17 protein-coding genes and 1 tRNA gene are annotated in these 16,117 nt (G+C 41.7%); 13 read left to right on the top strand and 5 right to left on the bottom strand.

The features are described from left to right. Nucleotides 1–9: 9 nt before the first annotated feature. The gene (locus tag FGM00_RS06185) at nucleotides 10–393 is read right to left on the bottom strand and encodes an START-like domain-containing protein (protein WP_138852058.1); all 384 of its coding nucleotides are present in this window, start codon (nucleotides 391–393) and stop codon (nucleotides 10–12) included. A gap of 469 nt (nucleotides 394–862) precedes the next feature. Between FGM00_RS06185 and FGM00_RS06180 the strand changes: the two genes are divergently transcribed. The 6 genes from FGM00_RS06180 (at nucleotide 863) to FGM00_RS19770 (ending at nucleotide 4,095) form a co-directional block, all read left to right on the top strand. Next, nucleotides 863–936: transfer RNA gene (locus tag FGM00_RS06180), tRNA-Met, on the top strand. Between the two features lie 43 nt (nucleotides 937–979). Then, a complete protein-coding gene (locus FGM00_RS06175) occupies nucleotides 980–1,231 on the top strand; it encodes a GIY-YIG nuclease family protein (protein WP_138852057.1) in 252 nt (83 codons plus the stop codon). A 96-nt stretch (nucleotides 1,232–1,327) separates the two neighbouring features. Further along, entirely contained in the window at nucleotides 1,328–1,579 is a 252-nt protein-coding gene (locus FGM00_RS06170) for a GIY-YIG nuclease family protein (protein ID WP_138852057.1), read from the top strand. Between the two features lie 370 nt (nucleotides 1,580–1,949). Then, nucleotides 1,950–3,002 carry a PorV/PorQ family protein gene (locus FGM00_RS06165; protein WP_138852056.1) on the top strand — a complete coding sequence of 351 codons (1,053 nt, stop codon included), beginning with the start codon at nucleotides 1,950–1,952 and terminating at the stop codon, nucleotides 3,000–3,002. Nucleotides 3,003–3,398: 396 nt separating this feature from the next. Next, complete coding sequence (locus FGM00_RS06160) at nucleotides 3,399–3,830, top strand: PA2169 family four-helix-bundle protein (protein ID WP_138852055.1); 432 nt, start codon at nucleotides 3,399–3,401, stop codon at nucleotides 3,828–3,830. Between the two features lie 118 nt (nucleotides 3,831–3,948). Then, entirely contained in the window at nucleotides 3,949–4,095 is a 147-nt protein-coding gene (locus tag FGM00_RS19770) for a hypothetical protein (RefSeq protein WP_175416193.1), read from the top strand. Nucleotides 4,096–4,234: 139 nt separating this feature from the next. Here the strand turns inward: FGM00_RS19770 and FGM00_RS06155 are convergent, their stop codons facing one another. Further along, on the bottom strand, nucleotides 4,235–5,107 hold the full coding sequence (locus tag FGM00_RS06155) for a DUF808 domain-containing protein (protein WP_138852054.1): 873 nt from the start codon (nucleotides 5,105–5,107) through the stop codon (nucleotides 4,235–4,237). A 601-nt stretch (nucleotides 5,108–5,708) separates the two neighbouring features. Here FGM00_RS06155 and FGM00_RS06150 point away from each other — a divergent pair. Beyond that, nucleotides 5,709–6,392, top strand: coding sequence for a head GIN domain-containing protein (locus FGM00_RS06150; protein WP_138852053.1), 684 nt, complete (start codon nucleotides 5,709–5,711; stop codon nucleotides 6,390–6,392). 173 nt (nucleotides 6,393–6,565) lie between these two features. On the opposite strand, the gene FGM00_RS06145 is transcribed toward FGM00_RS06150, so the two are convergent. The 3 genes from FGM00_RS06145 to FGM00_RS06135 form a co-directional block, all read right to left on the bottom strand. Beyond that, nucleotides 6,566–7,828, bottom strand: a complete 1,263-nt coding sequence (locus FGM00_RS06145; RefSeq protein ID WP_138852052.1) for a M14 family metallopeptidase — start codon at nucleotides 7,826–7,828, stop codon at nucleotides 6,566–6,568. A gap of 34 nt (nucleotides 7,829–7,862) precedes the next feature. Continuing rightward, nucleotides 7,863–8,816: a phosphoribosylaminoimidazolesuccinocarboxamide synthase gene (locus FGM00_RS06140; protein ID WP_138852051.1), complete on the bottom strand. Its 954-nt coding sequence runs from the start codon at nucleotides 8,814–8,816 to the stop codon at nucleotides 7,863–7,865. Between the two features lie 80 nt (nucleotides 8,817–8,896). Further along, nucleotides 8,897–9,850, bottom strand: coding sequence for a PhoH family protein (locus FGM00_RS06135; RefSeq protein ID WP_138852050.1), 954 nt, complete (start codon nucleotides 9,848–9,850; stop codon nucleotides 8,897–8,899). A gap of 128 nt (nucleotides 9,851–9,978) precedes the next feature. Between FGM00_RS06135 and FGM00_RS06130 the strand changes: the two genes are divergently transcribed. The 6 genes from FGM00_RS06130 (at nucleotide 9,979) to FGM00_RS06105 (ending at nucleotide 16,085) form a co-directional block, all read left to right on the top strand. After that, complete coding sequence (locus tag FGM00_RS06130; RefSeq protein WP_138852049.1) at nucleotides 9,979–10,809, top strand: SAM hydrolase/SAM-dependent halogenase family protein; 831 nt, start codon at nucleotides 9,979–9,981, stop codon at nucleotides 10,807–10,809. Then, entirely contained in the window at nucleotides 10,809–11,102 is a 294-nt protein-coding gene (locus FGM00_RS06125) for a putative quinol monooxygenase (protein ID WP_138852048.1), read from the top strand. Before FGM00_RS06130 ends, FGM00_RS06125 begins: the two co-directional genes overlap by 1 nt. A 43-nt stretch (nucleotides 11,103–11,145) precedes the next feature. After that, nucleotides 11,146–11,877 carry a gliding motility-associated ABC transporter permease subunit GldF gene (gene gldF / locus FGM00_RS06120; protein WP_138852047.1) on the top strand — a complete coding sequence of 244 codons (732 nt, stop codon included), beginning with the start codon at nucleotides 11,146–11,148 and terminating at the stop codon, nucleotides 11,875–11,877. Further along, complete coding sequence (gene gldG, locus FGM00_RS06115; RefSeq protein WP_138852046.1) at nucleotides 11,877–13,541, top strand: gliding motility-associated ABC transporter substrate-binding protein GldG; 1,665 nt, start codon at nucleotides 11,877–11,879, stop codon at nucleotides 13,539–13,541. Before gldF ends, gldG begins: the two co-directional genes overlap by 1 nt. Nucleotides 13,542–13,664: 123 nt before the next feature. Continuing rightward, complete coding sequence (gene dnaN, locus FGM00_RS06110) at nucleotides 13,665–14,783, top strand: DNA polymerase III subunit beta (RefSeq protein WP_138852045.1); 1,119 nt, start codon at nucleotides 13,665–13,667, stop codon at nucleotides 14,781–14,783. Between the two features lie 201 nt (nucleotides 14,784–14,984). Further along, nucleotides 14,985–16,085, top strand: a complete 1,101-nt coding sequence (locus FGM00_RS06105) for a hypothetical protein (protein WP_138852044.1) — start codon at nucleotides 14,985–14,987, stop codon at nucleotides 16,083–16,085. The last annotated feature ends 32 nt before the right edge of the window (nucleotides 16,086–16,117 follow it).

Raw genomic sequence — 16,117 nt, 5'->3', positions numbered from 1 at the left:
AGTTCTTTGTTATTTTGAGCCTAACACTTGTTTCAGACTTGATACTTGATTTTCCCAAAGCATTTTCGCCTCGTCTACTTCATCCTCATCCGCAAAATCGGTAATGAACAGTGAAACATCTTTGGTAATCTCATCAACGATGATCTTCATTTCAAAAAAGCTATCATCCTCATTGTCGACCCACGCGAATTTTACGAATTCGTCACTCTTGCGTTTGAGTAATTTAGCTTCTTCCTCAGAGCCATCCCATATAAAATTAAAAAGCTCTCCGCGCGAATTTACATTATCGGCGAACCACTCAGACAACCCGGAAGGGGTACTTAAATAGGTATATAGCAGTTGTGGTGATGACTGTATCACGAACTCTATCTCAAACTTTACCTTATCATCCATTTCATTATATTATATCGGCAATATATATATTTAAAGAGGATAAAAAAATAATTCGGTGGTAATATTTTTTTGGGAAACTTATGTTGAAAGGGATGAAATTAAACTTTATATTTGCAGCCGCTAAAGTGACATGGTCGCAACTAAGAAATGGTTAGAGCGTCGGATTCATATCCGCCAGAGGCGGACGGGGAATCGGCCAACAAGGATGAAATAGTATCGATAAAATAAAATGGCGAGGTACCTGCCTGCCGGCAGGCTGGGCTCAGTTGGTTAGAGCGTCGGATTCATATCCGCCCGAGGCGGACGGGAGATCGGCCAACAAGGATGAAATAGTATCGATAAAATAATATGGCGAGGTACCTGCCTGCCGGCAGGCAGGGCTCAGTTGGTTACAGCGTCGGATTCATATCCGCCGGAGGCGGACGGGAGATCGGCCAACAAGGATGAAATAGTATCGATAAAATAAAATGGCGAGGTAGCTCAGTTGGTTAGAGCGTCGGATTCATAACCCGGAGGTCGGGGGATCGTGCCCCCCTCTCGCTACTGCAAAACTCCCCGATTCGGGGAGTTTTTGTTTTCACAGAAGATGAAAGAGTTCGTAGTCTACATTCTTTACTCCGAAAAGCACGACAAGTTCTATAAGGGATACACCACCTCTTTAATAGAACGCTTCAAATCACATAACGTTCTGGCCACCAAAGGGTATACGACGAAGTTTAGACCGTGGACAGTCGTGCATGTGGAATTCTACACCACCAAATCGGAGGCGATCAAAAGAGAGAAATTTCTGAAATCGGGTGCCGGGAGAGCGTGGCTGCGAAAAAAGTTCGGCCGCTGAGCAGGATTCATATCCGCCAGAGGCGGACGGGGGATCGTGCCCCCCTCTCGCTACTGCAAAACTCCCCGATTCGGGGAGTTTTTGTTTTCACAGAAGATGAAAGAGTTCGTAGTCTACATTCTTTACTCCGAAAAGCACGACAAGTTCTATAAGGGATACACCACCTCTTTAATAGAACGCTTCAAATCACATAACGTTCTGGCCACCAAAGGGTATACGACGAAGTTTAGACCGTGGACAGTCGTGCATGTGGAATTCTACACCACCAAATCGGAGGCGATCAAAAGAGAGAAATTTCTGAAATCGGGTGCCGGGAGAGCGTGGCTGCGAAAAAAGTTCGGCCGCTGAGCAGGATTCATATCCGCCAGAGGCGGTCGGGGGATTCGCCAGTAGGCGGATAGGCATACCCCCATTCGCTGCTCTATTAAAGTTCTTTCACTGGGAGAGTTTTTTCATAAAAATAAAACAAGAATCCTTAGTCTACCAGCTTTACCCCCTCATATGGTGCCAAGTTTTAGTAAGGTCATACTTCATAAAAAATATTTTGAATTGCGATACACATATAATTATTTTTTATAAAAATCTGTAAATCAATAAGTTAATGTTTTTGTTGCTAATTTAAATAAGGTGAAGTACGAAACAGCTTATAAATCAGTTTATTAGATTAGAGCCATGAGATGAAAATCGACGAATTGGCCCTAGACCGACCAAGTTCTGTATGAAAATAAGGGTGTTCGTTTACTTATCGCTTTGTTATGTGGGCGTATCTGCCCAACAACAGCTAGTGGGAACTCCAAGGGATGGATTCCTAAGCATTGCAACAGATGCAAGGGCCGCCGCTCAAGGCGACATAGGTGTCGCTACAGCTACCGATGCCTTCTCACAATTCTGGAATCCATCCAAATATATTTTTGCTGCTAAGAAAGCTGATGTTGGGATAACACAAATATTTGCTGACAGAGATGAATTTTTGGCTTTTTCCCAGCTGAACTTGATTTTCTATAATAAGGTAGATGACCGTAGTGCATATTCCTTGAGTGTTCGTAATTACGCTTTTTCGGTAAATGAATTTACAGAATTTGCAAGTTTCTATGACACCCATGAGGTGGCCATAGCCGGTTCTTATGCGCTACGTTTGAGCGATGTCTTCGCTATGGGCGTAAGTGGTCATTTTACTTCTTTAAAAAATAAGGCTCCTCATTTAAATGGTTTTGGTAAGACGACGGCCACGAGTTTATACGGTATCGATGTGTCGGGCTTCTATAATGGAAACGAAATTGCCTACAACAAATTTAATGGTAGATGGCGATCGGGCTTTAATTTTTCGAATTTAAGAGGAAAATCCTCAAATGACAGAAAGAATTTTGAGATTTACGCACCATCTACTTTAAAAGTCGGTGCGGGTTTTGATTTTATCTTCAATCAAGACAATCAACTGGGTGTAACAGCTGAATATAAATTGTTGCTCGATTCCTATGTTGAGAATGACGATGGGGAGCAACTCGGTTTTGGACTAGAAGGCTCGGTAATGGCGATGGGGTTGGAGTTTATATTTAAGGAAAAACTATCAGCTAGAACAGGATACTCTCATGGTATAAATAGACCAACGGATTCATTTGGGGCTTTAGGAGGTGGTTTTCAAAGTCGATACGTTGATGTTGATGTTGCTCTTTTAATCGGATTGTCCCAAATAGAAAATCCTATAAGAAACAAGTTACGCTTGTCGCTTAGCTTAGATTTGGAAGAAGTATTTTCAAACTTAGGAAATTAGGCTTGTAGAATTATATTTGCATAGAGACTCTTATTGTTTAGCCAATTAAGGCTTAATCCGTACGCCCCGGCTAAGACTCACAAGATTTTCAGAACGAAATTCTCTTCTCAAGGAAATTGAAGGGGCTTTGAGCATATAATATCTTTACTCACATTTAAATGCTTTTCAAGATAAATATGGTCTCCATAAAGAGATGTCTAGCCTGTGGCATCGAGACAGCCAAAAATGTACGACATGATTTTTCGAACGATTTTGGTCTATACCATCCCCAATAGATGTTGAAACCATCGTAAATACCAACTCCGTCAATTAAAAAACCTATAACGACAATTAAAGCTATTTATATTCTGGAACTTTAAAAAAAGTGAATTAGAAGTTGTAAATCAAAATTAAAATATGAGTTATTCCCAAGTTGTAGATTTATTAAATGATTTGTTAGGTGTGCATTATCAAGCAGAAAGCACTTATAAAAGTGGTATCGAGCATCTTGAAGATAAAGATTTGAAATCATTCTTTGTCGTAAAAGCTGCAGAAAAAGCCAGCATGATCAATGAGCTGACCGATATCATCATCCGCCTTAATGGTGAAACACTCAAACAGGGTCAGACATCCCAAAAAGCATCCCAATTAAGGTCGGATGTAATTTTATTTTTCAAGGGCAACAGCAAGGCAGCGATTCTCGAAGAATGTAAAAAAGCTGAACAAACCGTCCTCGATGCGTATGAAGAAGTACTGAAATATTCTTCCCTCACTGATTTCAATCGATCCATCATCGAAGGCCATCGAAAGGAAATAGCCGAAGGAATTTCCAGCTCCTTTAGTATCTAACTAAATCAGTAAGGCAAAGTTCACTAGGAAATAAAAACAATCTTTCTGACTTTTATATAACTAAATATAACATGGTCTAAAAATTAGGCCACCTATAAATCATTTTAAAACCAAGTTCATGGAACACAATAAAGAGAACAAAATAGAAAAAACAAAACAGAGTATCGGCGAACAAGCAATCAATCACAAAGAGACCGATGGTAAGAAAATAAATCATCAGGTCAAACAAAGGCAGGAAAAGCATCAACCAAGGGACAATGCCTAAAAATACCATTACTAGAAATTAGGTCTTGAGACTTGCGATATAATTATTTTGGTTTCATCCTTCTCGAGACCTTTTCGATAAAAACATAAATAGTATTCCCTCTTTTGAGCTTGGATTTTCGCGACTACTAGCAAAACGATTATTGCAAAGTTTTCCAGATTTTTTTGATAGCAACAACAAGTAAAAGTGTGATAAAGCCCACGATCAAACCCGTTAAAAACTCCACGACTATGCCTGGGATACTGTCGAACATCCCGTGCAAAAAGTGAATATTGTGCACAAAAATTCCGCCGGAAACGAGGAGCAATGCCAGCGTACCAACTACGGCTAGACCTTTGATTACCCAGGGTAAAGCACTTACCAAAAATATTCCGATCTTATCGGAAACACTATCTTCTTTATCGTTGAGGGCAATGAGCTTTGCACCGAATTCATCCATTCGTACGATAAGTGCAACAATACCGTATACCCCTACAGTGGCAATTAGGGCGATTATAGACACTACGAGGATTTGTGTGGTTAGTGGTTCCTCAACAACGGTACCCAAAGCGATAATGACAATTTCAATGGACAAAATAAAATCGGTTACGATGGCCGATTTTATCTTTTCCTTTTCCATAGCCAAAATTTCTTCCTTCGAAAATTCACGAAGTTCCAAGTTTTCTTTCTCATGCGCATGGGGCACGATGTATTCGTAAATTTTCTCCGCTCCTTCATATGCCAAATAGAGTCCTCCTAAAACAAGAATAACTGTAACCAACCACGGCAAGAATGCGCTCAGCAAAAATGCGATTGGCAAAATAATCAGTTTGTTAAAAAAAGATCCCTTGGTAATAGCCCATAAAACAGGTATCTCCCTTGACGACACGAAACCTGAGGCTTTTTCGGCATTGACCGCTAAGTCATCACCCAATATACCTGCTGTTTTCTTTGCCGCTACCTTACTCATTGCCGCAACGTCATCCATAAGGACAGCGATATCGTCGAGAAGTGCGAAAAATCCTGATGCCATATTGTTGAAATTTGTCTACAATACGAAAATATAATATTCTAGAACAACCGAAAGCGCTTTTATCTAGACGTTTGCTAACAAATTATAGTTTTCTTATCCCAGTAAATTCTTCCAATCGAAATATTACGACTTATACATTGCGCCAAAGGCAGTTGATTCAGGAACATAAAATTGAACTCGTACCGCTAATCCTTATCGCTATTACCGTAACGCAATAATAGAAGTCAATCGATTCCCACAATAAACAATTGGTAAGGCAACAGTTCTAAAATGCAAGGTTTCTTAGGTGCAGGGTAATGCCGTCTCCAAACAAAATTCTGATGTCAGTAATCCCTTCGCCTGAATGATATGGTCGGCTTCGAATTATCATAAGGAACTAAAATATAGGTATTAAGATGGGTGGATGACAAGTTGAAACAATTTTACTTTCGCGAATCTGAAAGACTATGGAAGAGTAAAATGCTCCAATGCACATTCCAGATAGCTTCAAATCTATCGCGACGCGTCAAATATTATATTTTTAGAGCTAATCGATATTAGCGTCCGGTTATACATTTGACTGTAAGAACATTTAAGAATCAAAATTAAAAAAAAGGAAAAAATGAAAAATTTAAGAATTTTATGTATGGCCTTGCTTTTTTCAGCAATGCCATCTATGGCACAGGAAGGTAATATGACCGTGGAACTTGAAACTTTCGAGGAAATTAAAGTATTTGATCAAATTAACGTTACGCTAGTTAAAAGTGACGAGAACAAGGCGGTCGTTTCGGGGGATGACGCGCAAGAGGTATCCATTGATAACGATAATGGGCGATTAAAAATAAAAATGGAAGCGGATAACTTTTTAGATGGTAATGATACTAATGTGGTCTTATATTATACAAACGACCTTAGTTTAGTCGATGCCAATGAAGGGGCGAAGATTACCTCGGAAGACGATTTAGAGTCAAAATACTTAACCGTTCGTTCGCAGGAAGGTGGGAAGATTATTATTGGTGTAAATGCGCGAAACCTAGATTCAAAAGCAGTTACGGGTGGCGAAATAACAATATCCGGCAGTGCTGAAAATCAAGACGTTAATATTAGAAGCGGAGGTCAATATAACGCCGAAAAGCTTAGCTCGAATCAGACCGATGTTACCATACTCGCAGGCGGAAAAGCAATGGTAAACGTATCCGATTTTGTTGACGCCAATGTTACTGCTGGTGGTACTATTGAAATTTATGGAAATCCAGAAACCGTCAAAGAAGATAAGACCTTGGGAGGTTCAATAATTCTGAAGTAATTAGTATTTTTACAACAGTACTCGGCAGTATTACATAGGTAGATTCGTTCAAAGAAATGAATTGATGAAATCATCGCAAGTGAACATCTATCGAGCAAGTATAAATCGAAAAAGAAAATCATCTTCTTTCATAACCCTTTCAGATTTCTGAAGGGGTTTTTTTGGCAATAGGTTTATCGTTCCAATAGCAAACGCATCAATTCATTGGCGCTTACCACAGCCTTTTCGTGAAGGAAATCCCGAGGGGTGTTGTCTCCCACTTCAAAAACAAGGGCCTCGGCACCATGTGCAATGAAGAAATAGTTTCTTGATACGGCTGTAGGTATCAATTCATCGTTCGGTTTAATGTTCGGTTCGTAGTTCGGAAGTTCTTTCTTTACAGCCGTCAACCAATCGGTTACCAAGCCCGGCATATTCCCTTTTAATTTGGGGTCTACCGTATAATAGATATCGTCCCAGGTAGAATGAAAGTCAATCCCGAAATAGAATTTACCATTGGTGGTGGCCACCCTATCCTCCATAAAATCCCTTACTGCCCGCGTTTCCGGTTGATTGAAGTTACTCCAATCCCTATTCAAATCGATTCCTCCCTTACTATGCCGCCAGTGTCCATTATCCACACCATCAGGATTCATCAATGGGACCACATGGACAGTAAATTTTTTACGGAATTTTTTGGCCAAACGGCTCTCTGAAGCAATGGTCTCTATAAATGACTTCATAGCTAAAAAGCCCGTAACTTCTGGAGGATGCTGTCTTGAAATGACCATCACCATTTGTTTTCGTTTTTCCTTTCCGATGGTCATCACATGCATATCCCGTCCTTCGGTACTTTTACCGATAACCTGCTGGTTCACAAATTTTTTATTGGATATTTCGTCTATCCAATCCTTCATATGCTTTAAAGTCTGTAACTCCTGTCCCGCAACCCAAAGCGGTGTTTGCCCAACGTTCAATTTCAATCGCACTTTTACGGGCAACGAGCCGGCGCCAAAGTCTGCCGCCCCCTTTTCGTATTCCTTATAATCGGTTAAGTCTATGGGCGTCCAACGCAGCCCATCCATACTCAATTTCGGAAAATAACGATGTTTGGCACCTTGCTGGTAGGTAAGCATCACCTCTATCGTACGCGGACTTTTAGACCACACTTTGAAGGCATACCAAGGGCTCGGATTGACCGGTGTGTTTTCGGAGGTAATCAATGCCGTGAACGACCCATCGTCATTTTTTACGATTCCATTTAAGCGCGCGCCATCAAAATCATTGGAAAATGTGATGTCCGGATTCTCGAAGGTGTATTCCCCTTTCCATTGTTTTTGTACAGGAAGCGAAGTGGTCGGGACAATTGTTATAGGAGCTTGTCCTTGAAACTTTTTGTCTTGTGAAAAACCGTTGAAGAAAACTAAAAAAAGAAGAAAGTATAGCGTTTTTTTCATTTGATACGGTCTTAGAGTGGGCTTGTATGGAGAATCACTCCGCGTTCAAATAATGGAGTACATTTTGCTCGATACGCTTATGAATGTTGGCTATATCGGCTTTGACAAAAGTTTCCGCGGTGATATTTTCGTACAGTTCAATATACCTCTCGGAAACCGATTCGATATAGGCATCGCTCATTTCAGGAACTGTTTGCCCTTCCAACCCTTGAAAATTATTACTGATCAACCATTGTCTTACAAACTCCTTGGAAAGTTGTTTTTGAGCCTCTCCAGCCTTTTGGCGCTCCTCGTAACCCTCCGTATAAAAATAGCGGGACGAATCGGGAGTATGAATCTCGTCGATCAACACGATTTTACCCGCTTTGGTCTTTCCGAACTCGTATTTCGTATCGACCAATATAAGGCCTCTTTTGTTTGCAATCTCACTTCCCCTTTGAAACAGCGCCTTGGTATAGTGTTCTAGAAGAGTGTAATCTTCCTCGGAAACGATACCTTTTTTTAAAATATCCTCACGCGAAATATCCTCGTCGTGGTCGCCCATTTCGGCTTTGGTGGCAGGAGTGATAATAGGTTCTGGAAATTTATCGTTCTCTTGCATCCCATCGGGCATGGGAACACCACAAAGCATGCGCTTACCGATTCTGTACTCCCTGGCGGCATGGCCCGACATATACCCCCGTATGACCATTTCAACCTTAAATGGCTCACAGGCATGACCAATGGCAACATTTGGATCTGGTGAAGCCAATAACCAATTCGGAACAATGTCGGAAGTATCGGCCATCATTTTCGTAGCGATCTGGTTTAAAATTTGACCTTTAAACGGAATACCCCTGGGCATGACCACATCAAAAGCGGACAAGCGATCAGTAGCGACCATGACCATAATATCGTTTTCCAAACGGTACACTTCCCTTACTTTACCCTTGTAAATACCATTTTGACCTGGAAAGTCGAAGTTGGTGTCGATAATGGTGTTACTCATTCTAAATTCTTTATAATTCGAGGTGTACCCCTCACCTCTTAAACGGCACATACCCCAAGTCGTCGACTATTACCGTAATTTTAATTCTGATGCTCTATGTTCTTATACGCATCGATGACCTTCTTCACGAGTTTATGCCTAATCACGTCCTTATCATCCAAATAAATAATGGAAATACCGTCAATATCCTTTAAAACCAACAAAGCTTCTTTCAGCCCCGAAATCACCCTTCTGGGTAAATCTATCTGACCGGGATCTCCGGTTACCAAAAATTTGGCATTTTTACCCATTCGGGTAAGGAACATTTTCATTTGGGCATGGGTGGTATTTTGGGCTTCGTCTAAAATAACGAAGGCGTTGTCCAAAGTGCGACCACGCATGAAAGCCAACGGCGCTATTTGTATGGTTCCGTTTTCTATAAAGTGACTCAGCTTTTCACCGGGTATCATATCGCGCAAAGCATCATATAGCGGTTGCATATAAGGGTCCAGTTTTTCTTTTAAATCCCCAGGTAAGAAGCCGAGATTTTCGCCTGCCTCTACCGCAGGTCTGGTCAAGATAATACGCTTTACTTGTTTTTCTTTCAAGGCCTTGACGGCCAAGGCAACTCCGGTATATGTTTTGCCCGTACCGGCAGGTCCTATGGCAAAGACCATATCGTTTCGCTTTGCAGCGTCAACCAATTTACGCTGGTTTACCGTGAGTGCCTTTATCAATTTTCCGTTGACACCATGTACCAAGGTTTCCCCACTTTTTTCCGGGGTTTGATAATCGGATGCTACATTGCTCGTAAGTACACGTTCAATGGCGTTTTCATCTATTTTATTGTACTTGGCATAGTGCGCCGTAATCATGTCGAAACGCCTTTCGAACTCTTCTAGAAGCTCTTCGTCGCCATATACTTTAATTTTACTTCCCCGTGCGACGATTTTCAACTTGGGAAAATATTTTTTTAAAAGGTCTATGTTCTCGTTTTGTTGTCCAAAAAAATCTCTGGGACTAATGTCTGTAAGCTCTAGGATAAGTTCGTTCAAAGAATATCGGTGTTTTGCAAATCAACCTTAAAATATAAATTTCCAAAGGCTGTTTTTTTGTTTAATTTTGTTGAACGAAGTTAAAAAAAATAAGGTTCTCATAACCAAAAACATATCAACATTGCTGCATGGCAATTATCACGTTAACTACAGATTTTGGCCTTAAAGACCATTTTGTAGGTGCTTTAAAAGGTAGTATTTATAAAGAACTCGCCGATGCCAAGGTTGTTGATATTTCACATGCGATAAGTCCGTTCAACATTCATGAATGTGCTTACATCCTCAAGAATTCCTATAAAAATTTTCCCAAAGGCACTGTACATATTGTCGGGGTAGATGCAGAACCCACTCCGGAAAACCAGCATATTGCCGTTTTGATCGACGGGCACTATTTTATTTCGGCCAACAATGGGGTTGTAGGCTTGATCGCTTCTGAAATAATGCCTGAAAAAGTAGTCAAAATAGATATTCCCAATCCTGAACACGGTTCTTTTCCGGTGCTCGATGTCTTTGTGAAAGTTGCTTGCCATATTGCGCGTGGGGGTACTCTGGAAGTCGTCGGCAAAACCTTTGCCGAACTGAAGGAACTTGTAGAAGACGCCCCTAGCGTAACCGATAATGGCAATAGAATCGTAGGCAGTGTTGCTTATATCGATAACTATGGGAACGTAGTAACCAATATTCATAAGAATTTCTTTGATGCCTATCGTAAGGGACGAGATTTTGAATTGAATGCTAGAACAGCCGCAATCAAAACCATTCATAACAAGTACAGTGATATTGTAAATTTTTCTATTGAAAAAGGAAAACGGGCCGGAGCAGGCAGCTTGTTAGCCTTGTTCAACTCCGCCAATTTTATAGAATTAGCGATTTACAAAAGCGACCGGCATACCGTTGGTGGCGCTTCCAATCTGCTGGGACTGGAGTATCGCGATACCATTACCATAAATTTCCTATAATGCTCGTACGTATTGTAAAAATGACTTTCAAACACGAAAATATTGCTAGTTTTGAACGGATTTTTGAAATGCACCGAGGTAAGATTCGTGCTTTTGAAGGTTGTAGTTTCCTAGAATTGTATCAAGACGAAAAGCAACGCAATGTCTTTTTCACCTATAGCCATTGGGAGCACGCCGATTTTTTGGAAGCCTACAGAAAATCTGAACTTTTCATGGGTGTATGGGCAAAAACGAAGGTTCTTTTCAGTAAAAAACCCGAAGCGTGGAGTTTGACCAAAGTACAAGAAAACTAATTCCCAAAACCATGAAATCAACCCGGAACGATAAACGATAGCTATGCTTGCCATCTTTAAACGAGAAATACAATCTTTTTTCGCTTCACCTGTAGGCTATCTTGTGGTCGGCCTGTTTCTGATCCTAAACGGACTATTCCTTTGGGTTTTCAGAGGGGATTTCAACATTTTTGATTACGGTTTTGCTGATTTGGGAAAGTTCTTCTCACTGGCGCCATGGATATTTCTTTTTTTGATTCCCGCTCTCACGATGAAGAGTTTTTCAGAGGAAAAAAAACTGGGCACTTTAGAACTTTTGGTGATTAAACCGATTTCGCTTTGGCAAACGGTTTTAGGGAAGTTTCTGGGCACCTTGGTCTTAGCACTGATCGCACTTGCCCCTACCCTGCTTTATGTATATACCGTCTCGCAATTGGGGACTACTGTCGGCAATCTGGATATGGGCCTCGTTGCAGGCTACTATTTCGGTGCTATTTTTTTGATTGCCTGCTATACGGCCATAGGAGTGTTCTCATCTACTCTGTCGCAGAATCAGATTGCGGTTTTTATCATTGCCATCGTCGTTTGTTTTATGCTGTATTATGGGTTTGAGGGAGTGTCCACCCTTATTCCTAACGGTCAAGTTTCTGTATTCGTGCGGGGTTTGGGCATGCAAGCCCATTTTGAAAGTATTGCTCGCGGCGTTATTGATACCCGTGATTTGACCTATTTTGCATCGCTCACCCTCTTTTTTCTATTTCTGACCGTCGTTCAACTTAAAAACCAGCATCGGTAATGAAAAAAACAGGAATACCGGTGCTCAAAGCCTTAGCCATATTGGTTCTCGTCAATATTTTGGCGGAGTTCGCACATACGCGTTTCGATTTAACGGAAGATCGTCGCTATACGCTATCCGAACCATCGATTGCTACTGTTGAAAAATTTACAAGCCCGGTAATTATCGATGTTTTGTTGGAAGGAAAACTTCCCCCTGAGTTTGTGAAACTCCGTACGGAAACCCAACAACTACTCGAAGAGTTCGCCGCCGAAAATGACGAAATAGAGTTCACCTTCGTAGACCCTTTGGACGGTGTTGCGGAAGTTGATGCCACCATCGCCGAATTGCAAGGGCTCGGCCTTACGCCGACGCAGGTAACGGTACAAAACGACAATAAGGTATCTCAGGAAATCATCTTCCCATGGGCCATGGTCACGTACAACAATAGAACCGTTAAAGTGCCGCTTTTAAAAAACAAGCAAGGGGCCAGCACAGAAGAACGTATCAATAATAGTGTGCAACACCTAGAATACGCCTTTGCCGATGCCTTTACGAAGACCACCCTGACCGAAAAGAAGCGAGTTGCCGTAATCAAGGGCAATGGAGAGTTAGGGGATATTTACCTTGCCGATTTCTTAACCACCGTTCGCGACTATTATAATATCGGTGCAATTACGTTGGATTCGGTGGTAACGAACCCTCAAAAGGTATTGAACCAATTGAAAGAATACGATTTAGCCCTAGTGGCAAAACCGACGGAAGCCTTTTCCGAAGCGGAGAAATATGTACTTGACCAGTATATCGTAAATGGTGGTAAATCCGTATGGTTGGTCGATCAGGTGAATATTGCGTTGGATAGACTTTTCAATAATAGCGGATCTGCGATTGCCCTACCCTATGAATTGGGGCTTACCGATTTCTTTTTCAAGTATGGGGTGCGAATTAATCCGAACTTGATCAGTGATATGTACTTTACCCAAATTGTGTTGGCCACGGGCGATGGCAAGGCCTCACAATACGAACCTCTGCCATGGCTCTATCATCCAATGGTCTTTTCCCAGAACAACCACCCGATCAATACGAACCTGGAGGCAATACGTTTTCAGTTTGCCAATGCCATTGACACCATAGCGAATGCCTATACAAAAACCATTATTTTAAAGAGTTCGCCTCTTTCGAAGGTAGATACCACGCCAAGGCAAGTAAGGCTTAGCATGATCGATTCCCCTCCTGATAAGGAAGTATTCAATAATGGTGGAAAAGCCATGGCGGTGTTGATCGAAGGGGATTTTTCATCTGCATACGCTAACCGCGTAAAGCCGCTAAAATTAGAGGGAATCAAGGAGAAAGGAAATACGAATAAAATGTTGGTGGTCTCCGATGGGGATATTATAAAAAACCAATTACGAAATGGCAGACCTTTAGAATTGGGCTATGACAAATGGACGAGTAATTATTACGGCAACAAGGAATTTTTGGTAAATGCCTTCAATTATCTTTTGGATGATACCGGACTTATAAACATTCGAAACAAGCAAGTGGCGATTCCTTTCTTGGACGAAAAGAAAATAATCGAACAGCGAACCAAATGGCAGCTACTGAATATTGGGCTTCCGGTTGTGCTTGTCGCTATTTTTGGCCTATTGTTCAACTATTTTCGAAAGCGCAAATACGGCTCGTAGCTGTTGATAAGTTTGTTTCGATAAAAAGACGAATTCAAATATCTTTGTTTGCCTTCGAGCGACATAAATAACGAGTTATCTTCGGATGCATTTTCCGGCTTAAAAATTTGAAAAAACTACCAAATGAAATTCATAGTATCCAGCACCTATCTTTTAAAGCAACTTCAGGTATTGGGGGGTGTTATCAACAACAGCAATACCCTACCGATTTTGGATAACTTTTTATTCGAACTGGAAAAGAACAAGCTTACCGTGTCGGCTTCCGATTTGGAAACTACCATGAGCTCGGTGCTGACCGTAGATTCCGATAATGAAGGTGTCATCGCTGTTCCCGCACGGCTGCTGTTGGAGACCTTGAAAACATTCCCGGAACAACCTTTGACTTTCGTTGTGGAAGATAACAACACCGTCGAAATCAGTTCCAATCACGGTAAATATGCCTTGGCCTATGCCGATGGTGCGGAATTCCCGAAGGCGGTCGAATTGGCCGACCCGAGCTCTACGACCATCTTGGGCGATATTTTGGCCTCTGCAATCAACAAAACTATTTTTGCGGCAGGCAATGATGATCTTCGCCCAGTAATGAGCGGTGTGTTTTTTCAATTCTCTACAGAGCATCTGACCTTTGTTGCTACAGACGCACATAAATTGGTAAAGTACCAACGGTCGGATGTCAGTGCCTCCCAAGTAGCGGAATTTATCATGCCTAAAAAGCCATTGACACTTTTGAAAGGTATTCTGGCCGGAAGTGAATCGGATGTGACCATTTCATATAATGATAGCAATGCCAAGTTCAGTTTTGAGGATACCGAATTGATTTGTAGGCTTATTGATGGGAAGTACCCCAACTACGAAGCGGTTATCCCAAAGGAGAACCCAAATAAGCTTTCCATTTCAAGAAACCAGTTTTTGAGCTCCGTCCGTCGTGTTTCTATTTTCTCGAACAAGACCACACATCAAATCAGGTTGAAAATCGCCGGTGCGGAACTCAATATTTCAGCCGAGGATATCGACTACAGCAACAAAGCGGAAGAGCGATTGACGTGTGCTTATCAAGGCGATGATATGCAAATCGGTTTCAATTCCAGGTTTTTGACCGAAATGCTCAATAACCTGACGTCCGATGAAGTGTCATTGGAAATGAGCCTCCCCAATCGTGCCGGTATTCTCACGCCGGTCGATGGTTTGGACGAAGGTGAAACGATTACCATGTTGGTCATGCCGGTTATGCTCAATAATTGAAGCCATTAGAAAAAATCCAACGCTGACTTAAAAATTAATTACGGTTTTTGTAAGCCATTCTATCCTGTTGTTAGTAGTCCTTCTCGTTAATTGCTAATTCAACCGCTTAAGTAAGTGGTTTATCGGTATTTTTTGGATATAAACTGCTGTATTTCATATATTTACAGTACTTCCCTTATTAACCAATAAATACCATATATCATGAAAAACCTTACCAAGTTTATTTTGGCCCTGTGTCTTGTATTTTTATCCTGTGAAGCGGATCAAACAAGTTACGGGGAAGATTTAGAAAGCACTGCTGTAAAAGGAGCAAAGAAAAAAAACAAACCTGATAGTCCTAACTTAGTAAAGGAATGCTTGGCGATAAATGCCGACCACTGTAACGATGTCGGTTTTACGGAATACAATTTTTGGTGGCCACCTACCCCTACTGCCTATACGGAGGGCTTGTTCGCGTCTGCGGATGGACAGAATTTGAGTTTTTCCGAGTATGATGATAATACTGCAAGAATCCAAGGCACCAGTATGCTCGGTACGTGTGTAGTTACCATCGACGTTTGGCTGAAGGATAAAAAAAATTGGGCTGAATGGAGTTCCGCAGGAGGTGAATTTAAAGCGGAAGGATGTGCCGGTGCCATCGCGGAAGCAATGCAGTATTATGTTATAGATGATAGTAGGAGTACGATTACGGCTGCTGGTGGGGACTGTTTGGAGGAAGGTACGTTTACCGTAGAGCAGCGTCCCGACCCTGCTGATATCAACACCCCTAACTACGGTGTTTACGTCGGGCCTGGAGGTGCCAATTGGGATTCTAACACAGGTGAAAATGGACTTAGCGGATGGGGTTGGATGGTAAATTCCGAGGGGGAAAAATGGATTATCGATTTCAACTTTGGATTAGAATGTGAAACTGACGAAGGAGGCTGTGAGACAGCTTTTGCAAGGGGTAACAACGGAGACACCTGCTTTATCGGCAATGGCTTTAACCGTTGGGGTTGGTCAATAGGTCCGTTAGCGGAAGGGAATTACTCTTATGAAATTTATGCCGGGGCTGGCCAATGCGACATTGGCAAAGGGGCTTTGGTAGGATCGGTGGACGTTAGCTATTCGAACGGAGAGGTAATCGTTGCTTACAACATCGACCCTAATTATACCGTTTCGGAAACCCATACCTATGTCGGTTATGACATGTTCCCTACCAAAAATGGCAGGCCCACTGTTGCCCCAGGACAATATACGGTTGCACAAAATTTATCAGGTGACATCTACGTTATAGCGCATGCTGTAGTCTGTGACGAGTAACTTCAGCATATTCAAAAAGAAAAAAACCTCAC

This window comes from Aggregatimonas sangjinii, assembly GCF_005943945.1.
In the GTDB taxonomy this organism is placed as follows: Bacteria; Bacteroidota; Bacteroidia; order Flavobacteriales; family Flavobacteriaceae; genus Pelagihabitans; species Pelagihabitans sangjinii.
Note: the sequence above shows the minus strand (reverse complement) of the source record. Positions and strands in the feature narration are given on the sequence as shown.

Excerpts from the sequence above, each read along its gene's own strand:
- FGM00_RS06150 (WP_138852053.1), top strand. The coding sequence starts at position 5,709 with ATGAAAAATTTAAGAATTTTATGTATGGCCTTGCTTTTTTCAGCAATG.
- FGM00_RS06165 (WP_138852056.1), top strand. The coding sequence starts at position 1,950 with ATGAAAATAAGGGTGTTCGTTTACTTATCGCTTTGTTATGTGGGCGTA.
- FGM00_RS06170 (WP_138852057.1), top strand. The coding sequence starts at position 1,328 with ATGAAAGAGTTCGTAGTCTACATTCTTTACTCCGAAAAGCACGACAAG.
- dnaN (WP_138852045.1), top strand. The coding sequence starts at position 13,665 with ATGAAATTCATAGTATCCAGCACCTATCTTTTAAAGCAACTTCAGGTA.
- FGM00_RS06155 (WP_138852054.1), bottom strand. The coding sequence starts at position 5,107 with ATGGCATCAGGATTTTTCGCACTTCTCGACGATATCGCTGTCCTTATG.
- FGM00_RS06125 (WP_138852048.1), top strand. The coding sequence starts at position 10,809 with ATGCTCGTACGTATTGTAAAAATGACTTTCAAACACGAAAATATTGCT.
- FGM00_RS06185 (WP_138852058.1), bottom strand. The coding sequence starts at position 393 with ATGGATGATAAGGTAAAGTTTGAGATAGAGTTCGTGATACAGTCATCA.
- FGM00_RS06140 (WP_138852051.1), bottom strand. The coding sequence starts at position 8,816 with ATGAGTAACACCATTATCGACACCAACTTCGACTTTCCAGGTCAAAAT.
- FGM00_RS06130 (WP_138852049.1), top strand. The coding sequence starts at position 9,979 with ATGGCAATTATCACGTTAACTACAGATTTTGGCCTTAAAGACCATTTT.
- FGM00_RS06105 (WP_138852044.1), top strand. The coding sequence starts at position 14,985 with ATGAAAAACCTTACCAAGTTTATTTTGGCCCTGTGTCTTGTATTTTTA.
- FGM00_RS06160 (WP_138852055.1), top strand. The coding sequence starts at position 3,399 with ATGAGTTATTCCCAAGTTGTAGATTTATTAAATGATTTGTTAGGTGTG.
- FGM00_RS06145 (WP_138852052.1), bottom strand. The coding sequence starts at position 7,828 with ATGAAAAAAACGCTATACTTTCTTCTTTTTTTAGTTTTCTTCAACGGT.
- gldG (WP_138852046.1), top strand. The coding sequence starts at position 11,877 with ATGAAAAAAACAGGAATACCGGTGCTCAAAGCCTTAGCCATATTGGTT.
- FGM00_RS06175 (WP_138852057.1), top strand. The coding sequence starts at position 980 with ATGAAAGAGTTCGTAGTCTACATTCTTTACTCCGAAAAGCACGACAAG.
- FGM00_RS19770 (WP_175416193.1), top strand. The coding sequence starts at position 3,949 with ATGGAACACAATAAAGAGAACAAAATAGAAAAAACAAAACAGAGTATC.
- gldF (WP_138852047.1), top strand. The coding sequence starts at position 11,146 with ATGCTTGCCATCTTTAAACGAGAAATACAATCTTTTTTCGCTTCACCT.